At 53.7% G+C, this 11324-nt stretch carries 9 protein-coding genes; 7 read left to right on the top strand and 2 right to left on the bottom strand.

All coding sequences use genetic code 11. The features are described 5' to 3' along the window. Positions 1–181: 181 nt before the first annotated feature. Positions 182–556: a hypothetical protein gene (locus KI215_RS09840; protein WP_212772573.1), complete on the bottom strand. Its 375-nt coding sequence runs from the start codon at positions 554–556 to the stop codon at positions 182–184. A 166-nt stretch (positions 557–722) separates the two neighbouring features. On the opposite strand from KI215_RS09840, the gene KI215_RS09835 reads away from it, so the two are divergent. Both KI215_RS09835 and dapF read left to right on the top strand, forming a co-directional pair. After that, positions 723–3515 (top strand): calcium-translocating P-type ATPase, SERCA-type, encoded by a 2793-nt coding sequence (locus KI215_RS09835; protein ID WP_212772572.1) that lies wholly within the window; start codon positions 723–725, stop codon positions 3513–3515. A 22-nt stretch (positions 3516–3537) separates the two neighbouring features. Beyond that, positions 3538–4386 (top strand): diaminopimelate epimerase, encoded by an 849-nt coding sequence (gene dapF / locus KI215_RS09830; RefSeq protein WP_212772571.1) that lies wholly within the window; start codon positions 3538–3540, stop codon positions 4384–4386. Between the two features lie 148 nt (positions 4387–4534). On the opposite strand, the gene KI215_RS09825 is transcribed toward dapF, so the two are convergent. Beyond that, positions 4535–5182 carry a LysE/ArgO family amino acid transporter gene (locus KI215_RS09825; RefSeq protein ID WP_212772570.1) on the bottom strand — a complete coding sequence of 216 codons (648 nt, stop codon included), beginning with the start codon at positions 5180–5182 and terminating at the stop codon, positions 4535–4537. A 259-nt stretch (positions 5183–5441) separates the two neighbouring features. Between KI215_RS09825 and KI215_RS09820 the strand changes: the two genes are divergently transcribed. From KI215_RS09820 to KI215_RS09800, 5 genes are all read left to right on the top strand, one after another. Then, positions 5442–6797 carry a glucose-6-phosphate isomerase gene (locus tag KI215_RS09820; RefSeq protein WP_212772569.1) on the top strand — a complete coding sequence of 452 codons (1356 nt, stop codon included), beginning with the start codon at positions 5442–5444 and terminating at the stop codon, positions 6795–6797. Between the two features lie 213 nt (positions 6798–7010). Next, entirely contained in the window at positions 7011–7991 is a 981-nt protein-coding gene (gene galT, locus KI215_RS09815; RefSeq protein WP_212772568.1) for a galactose-1-phosphate uridylyltransferase, read from the top strand. After that, entirely contained in the window at positions 7992–9185 is a 1194-nt protein-coding gene (locus KI215_RS09810) for a galactokinase (RefSeq protein WP_212772567.1), read from the top strand. Next, positions 9170–10171, top strand: a complete 1002-nt coding sequence (gene galE, locus KI215_RS09805) for a UDP-glucose 4-epimerase GalE (protein WP_212772566.1) — start codon at positions 9170–9172, stop codon at positions 10169–10171. The genes KI215_RS09810 and galE overlap by 16 nt, the downstream gene beginning before the upstream one ends. Then, complete coding sequence (locus KI215_RS09800) at positions 10168–11301, top strand: M24 family metallopeptidase (RefSeq protein WP_212772565.1); 1134 nt, start codon at positions 10168–10170, stop codon at positions 11299–11301. The genes galE and KI215_RS09800 overlap by 4 nt, the downstream gene beginning before the upstream one ends. Positions 11302–11324: the final 23 nt, after the last annotated feature.

The following is an 11324-nucleotide window of genomic DNA, read 5'->3' as shown; positions in this document are numbered from 1 at the left end:
TATTTGCGCTTGAATGGAATTTTCGGCTCGAGGCTATGATTTTTCCCATGGATTAACTGAGGAAAAGACTTGATCAAAAAAGGGCCTTCGGCAATCTACCGAAGACCCTTTTTTCGTGCAGTCGGCAAATGTGATAGGGTTCAAACCCGGCTCCCTGGTAAGGGATCGAAATGTAAATGGATCACTGCTTAAAATAACCACTGGCTCTGCACTTGCCAGACGGGCAATCCACCTTGAAGATATATTTGGCAGCGGGCACTTTCTGCACGCGGGCGACCGCTTTCCCCGGCTTCACCGATCCCTCCGCCATCACCGGGCAAACATCGGTGGCCGGTGCACAATACTCGATCACATAATAATGTACGGGGTTTTTTCCGCTGTTTTTTAGGTACAGCTGCAACGGACCGGTTTTCATGTCCACAGGTTGGGTGCTGATCGTGTAATTTCCGGGATTCAGTTTGAGATGAACTTCCGTTTCCGCATCAGCCATAGTAGAAATGGTGGAAAAGGATAAAAATACAGCGATCGTCAGGAAAGCCGTCCATGTCCTACTCAATGCGCGTCCTCCTATGGATCTTTTCCATTTAAATTTCCCGATAGAGAATTCATTTACTCCAAACTGTGACAAAAACAGGTGCCTGGTTATAACCTGTGACCTGATGAGGGGAGCTGTTCATGAGACTCAGGGGCGCTTTTTCTCCCCTTCCTCCTTTAACCCAATCATGATTTGGGGCCTGTCTGAATATGGTTACCAGAGAGGATGGGACAAAGGAGGAGGGAATGTGACGGAGCATGGGCATTGGGTGGATGTGGACACCCGGGAGGTGTTGGACCATTTCGCTGTCGATCCGGCAACCGGTTTACGTACGTCCGAAGCGAAGCGGCGGTTGCGGCGGGTTGGAGCCAACCAGCTGGCCGAAGGACAGCACGTCTCCCCGCTGATTTTGCTGTTGAATCAATTCAAAGATTTCATGGTTCTGGTTTTGCTAGCCGCCACGCTGGTGTCCGGCTTATTGGGAGAATACACGGATGCGATTGCGATTATCGCCATTGTTGTCATCAATGCAGTGTTGGGATTTGTTCAGGAAGTGAAGGCGGAGCGGTCGTTGCAGGTATTGAAACAGTTATCGGCGCCCACTGCCCGTGTGTTGCGGGATGGTACGTGGCAACGGATGCCGGCGGCGGAGTTGGTGCCGGGCGATGTGGTCGGGTTGGAGAGCGGAGACCGGATTCCGGCGGATATTCGTTTTTTGCAGGTTGAAGGCCTGTATGTGGAAGAGTCCGCGCTGACCGGGGAATCACTGCCTGTTGAGAAGACGGCTGCCCGGCTGAAACGCTCCGACGTACCGTTGGGTGACCGCAAAAACATGGGTTACATGGGAACGATGGTGGTTCGTGGGACGGCCAAGGCAGTTGTGATTGATACGGGCATGCGTACGGAGATGGGACGGATCGCCCACCTCATTCAATCTACGGAAACGGTGCAGACGCCGCTGCAGCGTCGCTTGGAACAGTTGGGGAAAGTACTGATCGCAGTTGCGTTGTTGTTGACGGCGTTGGTGGTAGTCACGGGCATTCTGCACGGACATGATGCGTACAAAATGTTTTTGTCTGGTGTCAGTCTCGCAGTGGCCGCTATTCCTGAAGGATTGCCGGCTATCGTCACGATCGCACTGGCCCTCGGTGTGCAGCGGATGATCCGCAGGCGGGCGATCGTGCGCAAACTGCCGTCCGTCGAAACGTTGGGGTGTGCCACAGTGATTTGTTCGGACAAGACAGGTACGCTGACCCAAAACAAAATGACCGTGACACGGGTGTGGGCGGACCGTCAATTACTGGAAGTAACGGGAAGCGGATATGAGTTGGACGGTGCATTCCTTTCGAACGGCCGGGAAATGCGGATCGACCAATCGCCTGCACTGCGTCGTCTGTTGGAAATTGCCGTGTTGTGCAACAATGCGGCGTTGGTCAAAGAGACAGAGCGAAACGGGCGGCTGCGACGGAAACAGGAAACCTGGCGAATCGACGGTGATCCGACGGAAGGTGCGCTGTTGGTGGCAGGAGCCAAGGGCGGCATGAAACTGGAGCGGCTGGAGCGGGATTGGCGGCGGGTGAAAGAGTTTCCCTTTGATTCCTCTCGCAAAATGATGTCCGTCATCGTGGAACGCGGAGGGAAGCGGATGTTGTTGGCCAAAGGGGCACCGGATGTATTGATTGAGAAATGCACCCACATTTGGCACGAAGGTCGTATCCAACCGATGACGGAACGACTTCGGGTTGAAGCGCTGCAGATGAATGAACGTTTGGCGTCGATGGCATTGCGCAATTTGGCGTTTGCGTTTCGGGAATTTCACGGGACGATCGCATCAGAGAAGGAAACGACCCTGGAGCGAAACCTCGTGTTCGTCGGTTTGGCCGGGATGATCGATCCACCGCGGGAAGAGGTGCGGGAGGCAATCCTCACTTGCCGGAAAGCGGGCATCAAAACGGTGATGATCACAGGTGATCATCAGACGACGGCAGTGGCCATCGCCCGGCAGCTGGGAATTTTGCAGGCGGGTGGTTTGACAGTAACCGGAAGGGATCTCTATAATATGAGCGAGTCGGAATTGAAAGAAAAAGTTCATCATATCGACGTCTACGCCCGTGTATCACCGGAACACAAGCTGCGCATCGTCCAGGCGCTGCAGGCAAACGGACATGTGGTGGCCATGACGGGGGACGGTGTCAACGACGCACCCGCCATCAAAGCGGCGGACATCGGTATTGCCATGGGCATCACCGGTACGGATGTGTCAAAGGAAGCGTCAGCATTGGTGCTGGCGGACGACAATTTCACCACGATCGCCGCAGCCATCGAAGAGGGGCGCAGCATTTACGACAATATACGCAAGTTCATCAGCTATTTGCTGGCGAGCAATGTGGGTGAGATCCTCGTCATGTTTATCGCGATGATGGCGGGAATGCCGTTGCCGCTCGTGCCCATTCAGATTTTGTGGGTCAATTTGGTGACGGATGGCTTGCCCGCGTTGGCACTTGGGGTGGATCCGCCCGAGGAAAACACGATGAACCGACCGCCGCGCAACAGCCGGGAAAGCATTTTTGCCCGCGGTGTGGGATGGAAAATTTTGACTCGTGGTCTTTTGATCGGGTTGTTTACGGTGGGAGCCTTTTGGATGACCTATACCGAAACTCCCGATGATTTGGTTCGTGCGCAGACGATTGCCTTTGCCACATTGGTGATGTCCCAATTGGTGTACGTATTTGATTGCCGCAGCAACCTGACCGTGTTTCACCGGCATCCGCTGGAGAACAAACCGTTGGTGTTGGCCGTCATTTCTTCGGTCATGTTGTTGATCGGCGTCATCTATTATGCGCCGCTCCAACCCGTTTTCCATACGGTGGCATTGTCCCTGCGCGAATGGGCGCTCGTGGTGGCTGCATCCGCTTTTCCGACGCTGATCGCCGGATTGCTGGACAGTTTGCCGATCGCGCGGCGGATGGTTCACGGGTGAGTAGACGTAGAAGGGGAACACGATGAAATTCACCAAGATGCATGGATTGGGCAACGACTTTGTGGTGGTATACCAAAAAGAACCGTTGAAAGAATCTCCGACGGAACTGGCTCGGGTCGTTTGTGATCGTCATCGCGGTGTGGGAGCGGACGGTCTGGTGTTCATTCTGCCGTCGGAGCGGGCCGATTTCCGAATGCGCATTTTCAACGCCGACGGTTCCGAAGCGGAACAATGCGGCAATGCGGTGCGGTGCGTGGCCAAATATTACTACGAATGCATCTCCGGAGCCAAAAAGGAGCTGACCGTGGAAACCGGCGCCGGGATTCAGCGAGTATGGCTGGATGTAGCAGATAGCCGGGTGGATCGGGTGAAGGTGGATATGGGCGTGCCCGTGTTGCAGGGTGAGCAAATTCCTGTCGCACTCAGCAAAGACCGTGTGGTGGAAGAACCATTGGAAGTGGACGGACGGCGATTTGACATTACCGCCGTATCCATGGGTAATCCGCATGCCGTCATTTTCGTGGACGATGCCGTCGGCTTTCCGGTGGAAGAGTGGGGGCCCAAGATCGAGGTACATCCGTTCTTTCCCAAAAAAACCAATGTGGAATTCATCACGGTCCGGTCTGACAGAGAACTGGACATGCGGGTTTGGGAACGTGGTGCCGGCCAAACCATGGCGTGCGGCAGCGGTGCCTGCGCATCTGTGGTGGCGTCGGTGTTGACAGGCCGGACCGGTCGTCATGTAATCGTCCACCTGTGGGGGGGCGATCTGGAAATCGAGTGGAGCGAAGCGGATGGCCACGTGTACATGACCGGACCGGCAGAAGTGGTGTTTGAAGGAAAATGGTTGGGGGCGGATGCTTCCTTTTGAGATCGTGGAACGAGCCGGGAAAGTGATGCAACTGATATGGATCAGACATGTTCTGGCCCGGGAGGATACCTTGGGGTTCCTCCCGGGCATTTGTGTACGTCGACCCATCGATCAATCTCTGCGGACCGTTTGTATCCGGCGGTTTGTGTCACCATGACATTGTTCCGGCGTGTTTTCCCAGCTCCACGATCAGTTGCTGGCCGATCATCGCGGCTACCCCCCAGATGATCAAAGCCGAAAGGCGATTGATCCACTGAAACCAACGTCCGCCGGAGTCCAGCGTCCGTAGTGTACGTCCAACTACGGACAGACAGAAAAACCACACCCATGAAACGAGGATGCAGGAAATTGTAAACGCCCAACGAGCGATCCCCGTGTACTGCAGTGAGCTGGTGCCGATCACGCCGATGGTGTCCAGAATGGCGTGAGGATTCAGCAGGGAGACGGATAAGGCAAACGTGATCTGTTTTACCGGAGGCAGTGGTGCAGACTCTTTTTCGGAGTCGGGATCGGGTGCTGACTGCCAGATGCTCCATCCCATATACAACAAAAAGAAAAAGCCGACGCCGAAGAGTGTCCATTTCAGCCATACCCATTGAAGAACCACCAGCGATACACCTGTTACGGCCAATGCGATCAATAAGGTATCGCAAACGGAAGCGGTCAAAACGGCCGGTAGCGACCGGGTCCATTTGGGTTGCAGAGCGCCTTGGTTAAAAACAAACACGTTTTGCGCACCCAACGGGATAATCAGACCAAAAGCGAGAACCCATCCGTGAATGATAGCCGCCAACATCTCCATCACTCCTGGGACATCCGACATTGTATATAATCATATGAAAAAACAGCACATTTGTGAAGTTGTTTGGTTGAGATATAAAGATATAGAGGTCTTCATTTGATGAAAAAAGTATTTTCTGGGATGGATGACGGTATTGCTGAACATTTCTTTTGGGCAACAAAAAATTTGTAGTATAATCAAGAGTGGCAAGCGGTGGAATCTCAAATTCACCTATTGAGTCCTTTAATAGTAAGGATAACGGGGGGGATGCGCAATGACCAAACACTTGACGTTTGACTATTCGAAGGCATTGACATTTATCGGAGAGCATGAGATTGCCCAGATGGAGCCGGCAGTGCGGACAGCACATGAACTCCTACATAACGGTACGGGGGCGGGTAACGATTTTCTGGGATGGGTAAATCTTCCCTTCGACTACGACCGGGACGAATTTACCCGGATTCAGGATGCTGCGAAAAAGATCCAGTCTGACTCGGACGCTTTGGTCGTGATCGGGATCGGCGGATCGTATCTGGGCGCGCGTGCCGCCATCGAAATGTTGACCCACAGCTTTTATAACCAATTGCCGAAGAACAAGAGGAAAACACCCGAAATCTATTTCGTCGGGCATCACATCAGTTCTACGTACACTGCTCACTTGCTGGAGCTGTTGGAAGGAAAGGATATCAGTGTCAACGTGATTTCCAAATCGGGCACGACGACGGAACCGGCCATTGCGTTCCGGTTCTTCCGTGAATACATGGAAAAACGTTATGGCAAAGAAGAAGCACGTCGGCGCATTTACGCCACCACCGACCGGGCCAAAGGTGCCCTGAAACAACTGGCTGATGCTGAAGGATATGAGACGTTCGTTATCCCGGATGACGTCGGCGGGCGTTACTCCGTTTTGACGGCGGTGGGGCTGTTGCCGATCGCTGTGAGCGGAGTGGACATCGAAGCGATGATGGCCGGTGCCCGAGATGCCGCGGAAGCGTACCGCAACCCCGTGCTGGCGGAAAACCCGAGCTACCAGTATGCAGCGGTTCGCAACGCGCTTTATCGAAAAGGCAAAACGACGGAGCTTTTGGTCAACTATGAGCCGTCGTTCCATTATTTCGCCGAATGGTGGAAGCAATTGTACGGTGAGAGTGAGGGGAAAGACCAGAAAGGCATTTTCCCGGCCGCTGTCGACTTTACAACCGATTTGCATTCAATGGGACAATACATCCAAGAAGGATTGCGCAACATCTTTGAGACCGTGATCCGAATCGACCAACCCCGGGTGGATCTGACCATCCAGTCCGACGAGGACAACCTGGACGGACTGAACTATCTGGCCGGTCAAACGATGGACTTTGTGAACAAAAAAGCGATGGAAGGAACGCTTTTGGCTCACACCGACGGTGGTGTGCCCAATCTGGTAGTGGAAGTGCCGGAAGTCTCTCCTTATTATTTCGGCCAACTTGTGTACTTCTTCGAAAAAGCGTGCGGCATCAGCGGTTATCTGCTCGGAGTCAACCCGTTTGACCAACCCGGTGTGGAAGCTTACAAGAAAAATATGTTTGCGCTCTTGGGTAAACCCGGGTTCGAATCCGAACGGGAACGTCTGCTGAAACGGCTGAACGGATAACCATACCGCCGGGAAGATCAGACAGAACCCCAATATGTGGCTGAGTCTCATCAAACAGGCTCTGATCCGGATTTCAACGTCCACTCATCCCAAACGATGAGTGGACGTTTTTTCTGTCATTATTGTCAAAAAAATCTGCTTTACAAATAAAAGAAAGCGCTTTATCATAAAGATACATAATTAATTAATTTAAGTTAGAGGGGAGTAAGTCAGGTGGAACTCCGATACAATCCGCTGTTGGATGATTGGACCATGGTGGCGAGCAACCGTTCGCACCGACCGACCATGCCCAAGGACTTTTGTCCGTTTTGCCCGGGGTCGGGGAAGGTGCCCGATGATTATGATGTCTATGCCTACGATAACGATTTTCCGGCGTTGATGCCCGATCCGCCGGAGCCGGACCCGGTCGGCTCATCACTCTACCAAACCAGAAAAGCCCGCGGCAAATGCGAAGTGATTTTGTATTCTCCGGAACATACGGTCACTTTGCCCCAGCTGTCGGTGAATCATATCGAAAAGCTGGTCGATCTGTGGACGGAGCGGTTTATCGAGTTGGGTAAGGATCCTGCGCACCAGTATGTGTTGATCTTTGAAAACCGCGGAGAGGAATGTGGCGTGACCATGCCCCACCCACACGGTCAAATTTATGCCTATTCGCAAATGCCGCTCAAAATCCGCACGGAATTGGCCAATTGCCAAAAACATCACGAACGGACCGGCCGTTGCCTGATTTGCGATATGAACCGGGAGGAACAGGCGTTTAGGCAACGGGTGATCGCCGAGAATGATTCATTTCTGGCGTATCTTCCCTTTTTCACCGACTACCCTTACGGATTGTTTATCGTGAGCAAAAGTCACAAAACCGCCTTGCCGGATTTCACGCGGAAGGAGAAACGGGATTTGTCCGAGATGCTCAAACACATGACCGGTACGATGGATACACTGTTCGATCGGTTGTTCCCCTACATGATGGTGCTGCATCAACGTCCGGTCAACGGGGACGATGTGGAAGCGTACTATCATTTTCACATCGAATTTTATCCACCGTTGCGCGACCGTAATAAACTGAAATATTATGCTTCTTCGGAAATGGGAGCATGGGCGGCCTGTAACCCCAATGCTGTCGAACAAACGGCGGAGCAGATGAGGGAAGCGTACCGCCGGTATCTGGAAAAGGAGGGGCGGAGTGCTTAAATGGCGGGTGAAAATTGGTTCAGCGAGTTTGAACGGCGGTTTGGCGATGGAGGTGAGGTTCGCGTCTTTTTTGCGCCGGGAAGGGTGAATCTGATCGGAGAACATACCGATTACACGGGTGGTTACGTTTTTCCGGCGGCGCTGACGTTCGGCACATGGGTAATGGTTCGTCCACGCAGAGATGGTTGGTTTCGATTCGCATCACGCCAGATGGAACGGGAAGTCCACTGTCGTGTGGATGAGATCCGATACCGTTCGGAAGACGGTTGGGCCAATTATCCCAAAGGAATCATCCGCCAGTTTTTGGAGCAGGGTGTCCAAATGGACGGAGCAGACATGCTGTTTCACGGCAATATTCCGATGGGATCGGGGTTGTCCTCCTCGGCTTCCATCGAGATGGCCACAGCGGTGGCTTGTCAAGCGTTGGCCGGAACGGACTGGCCGATGGTGGAGCTGGTCAAAATGGCGCAACGTGCGGAAAACCGTTTCATCGGTGTCCAATGCGGGATCATGGATCAATTCGCCTCTGGTATGGGACGAAAAGATCACGCCATCCTGCTGCATTGTGACACCCTGCGGTACAGGTACGCTCCGTTGGAATTGGGCGATTACCGGTTGGTCATCACTCATACCAACAAACCGCGCGAACTGGCCGATTCCAAATATAACGAACGTCGTGCCGAGTGTGAGGAAGGATTTCGGCAAATCCGCCCCTGGTTGGAAAACGCTACTTGTTTGGGTGAGGTAGATGTGGACACGTGGCAACGGGTGCGGGAGCGGGTGTCCGATCCAACAATTCGAAAGCGGCTGACACACGTGGTAGAGGAAAACGCCCGTGTCCATGCATCCGTGGAAGCGTTGGAGCAAGGGGATTTGATCGCGTTTGGCCGATTGATGATGCAATCGCATGAATCTTTACGCGATTTGTACGAAGTGACCGGAAAAGAGCTGGATGCGCTGTTTGATGCGGCTCGACAGGTGGATGGATGCATCGGCACGCGTATGACGGGAGCGGGATTTGGTGGATGCACGGTCAGTTTGGTACACCTGGATGCGTTGGGGACGTTTCAAGAGGAAGTCGGAAAACAGTATGAAAGGCAGACGGGATTGACACCCACTTTTTATACGGCGGAGATCGGAGACGGTGCACACGAGGTAAGTGAGGAGGTTTTCACATCATGGCGATTCTCGTAACAGGCGGTGCCGGTTATATCGGCAGTCACACAGTATGCGAACTGTTGGATCACGGAGAAGAAGTGATTGTGCTGGACAATCTGGAAAAAGGCCATCGGGATGCGGTGCTGGCGCCGATTTTTATCCAAGGCGATGTACGTGACCGCGAACTGTTGGACCAGATTTTCCGCCGGTACGATGTAGAAGCGGTGGTTCATTTCGCCGCATACTCCCTGGTCGGTGATTCAATGAAAGATCCGTTGGCCTACTACGACAACAATGTAACGGCCGCACAAATCCTGTTGACGAAGATGATGGAACACGGAGTGAAGCACATCGTCTTTTCGTCGACTGCCGCCACGTACGGTGAGCCCAGACAGATCCCCATTCAGGAGACGGACCCGACCGAACCGACCAATGCATACGGCGAAACCAAGCTGGCCATCGAAAAGATGATGGGATGGTGCGAACGGGCCTATGGATTGCGTTTTGTTTCCCTGCGGTATTTCAACGCGGCAGGTGCGCATCCGGACGGTCACATCGGCGAGGATCATGATCCGGAAACCCACCTGATCCCGATCGTACTGCAAGTGGCCCTCGGCCAAAGGGAGGCATTGTCCATTTTTGGCTATGATTATCCGACCGATGACGGCACTTGCATTCGTGATTATGTACATGTGATGGATTTGGCGCAGGCGCATCGGTTGGCATTGGAGAAATTGCGGGAAACGGGGAAAAGCGGTATTTACAATCTGGGAAGTGGAACCGGTTTCTCCGTGAAACAGGTGGTAGAACGCGCCCGGGAAATCACCGGACACCCCATCCCCACGCGTGTGGCACCACGCCGACCGGGAGATCCGGCCGTGCTGATCGCATCCTCCCGGAAGGCGCGGGAAGAGCTGGGATGGCGACCGCAATATGAGGATTTGGACACGATGATCACCACAGCCTGGGCATGGCACCGATCCCACCCAAACGGATACAGAAAAGAGGAGATTCGCGGATGACAAAAGCGGTTGAAGCGGAGCCGTTTGCCATCGTCCAAGAGCGTATCGACCGACTTCGCAGATGGGCGGAACAAAACGGACTGGATGGTGTCCTGTTGCGAAAACGGCGCAGTTTCGCATGGCTGACCATGGGACGATGCAATCATATCGTCTGGTCAACGGAAGAGGGGGTTGCCGATCTACTGATTTTTCCCGATCGGGCAATATGTGTAACGACGCGAATGGAGTCTGACCGGATCGAAGAGGAAGAGTTGGCGGGACTGGGATTTGAGATGATCGCTCCGGAATGGACCGAGGGAGTGTTGCCCACTCTTCGCCGCTTATGTGCGGGGAAAAAGATCGGGGCTGATGTATGGCCGGATGCATTGGGTATCGAAAGCGCAGTCTATATGGGGGATTCATTGTTTCAGTTGACCTATGTGCTGGAGGAAGAGGAAATCCGGCGCTACTCATGGCTCTGCTGGCAGGCGGCGTGGGCTGTTGAGGAGACTTGCCGGGAAGTCCGACCGGGGATGAGCGAATGGGAGATTCAATCCCGTCTGGCGGAGAAGATTTTGCTGCACGGCATATTGCCTCAGGTGATCCTGGTGGCCACAGATGAGCGTGTGTTCCGCTACCGTCATCCTATCCCTACCGCCAAACCACTCAGGCGATACGCCATGTTGGTCCTCTGTGCGGAAAAGTGGGGATTGGTGGCCAATGTGACGCGTTTGGTCCACTTCGGTCCCCTGCCGAAAACGCTGTCGGACCGTCGTCGGAAACTGGCTGAGATCGATTTGACCATGAATCTCGCCACCCGTCCCGGAGTCCCGATCCGGGAAGTGTTGCGGGCGGGCATCGAGGCATACCGCCGGGTGGGACATCCGGATGATTGGCGATATCTTCATCAGGGCGGTCCAACCGGGTATGCGACCCGTGAGTTTTTGGCGACACCGGACTGTGAGGGGGTGGTGCAACTGCATCAGGCGTTTACTTGGAATCCCTCACTGCCGGGTATCAAATCAGAAGATACGATATGGGTGGATAAACAAGGGAATCACTTTCTCACCCACACCGGAAATTGGCCGTATATTATAATGGAGAGAGATGGACAAGTCTTCCAACGGCCAGATATTTTGGTGATACCCTAACGATCTGGGAAGGAGTTACAGCC

This window comes from Polycladomyces abyssicola, assembly GCF_018326425.1.
GTDB lineage: Bacteria > Bacillota > Bacilli > Thermoactinomycetales > JIR-001 > Polycladomyces > Polycladomyces abyssicola.
This window is presented reverse-complemented; position numbering and strand designations above follow the sequence as displayed.

Bases quoted from the DNA above. Each gene is read 5' to 3' on its own strand.
- KI215_RS09825 (WP_212772570.1), bottom strand. From the start codon at position 5,182: ATGTTGGCGGCTATCATTCACGGATGGGTTCTCGCTTTTGGTCTGATT.
- dapF (WP_212772571.1), top strand. From the start codon at position 3,538: ATGAAATTCACCAAGATGCATGGATTGGGCAACGACTTTGTGGTGGTA.
- galE (WP_212772566.1), top strand. From the start codon at position 9,170: ATGGCGATTCTCGTAACAGGCGGTGCCGGTTATATCGGCAGTCACACA.
- KI215_RS09835 (WP_212772572.1), top strand. From the start codon at position 723: ATGATTTGGGGCCTGTCTGAATATGGTTACCAGAGAGGATGGGACAAA.
- KI215_RS09800 (WP_212772565.1), top strand. From the start codon at position 10,168: ATGACAAAAGCGGTTGAAGCGGAGCCGTTTGCCATCGTCCAAGAGCGT.
- KI215_RS09810 (WP_212772567.1), top strand. From the start codon at position 7,992: ATGGCGGGTGAAAATTGGTTCAGCGAGTTTGAACGGCGGTTTGGCGAT.
- KI215_RS09820 (WP_212772569.1), top strand. From the start codon at position 5,442: ATGACCAAACACTTGACGTTTGACTATTCGAAGGCATTGACATTTATC.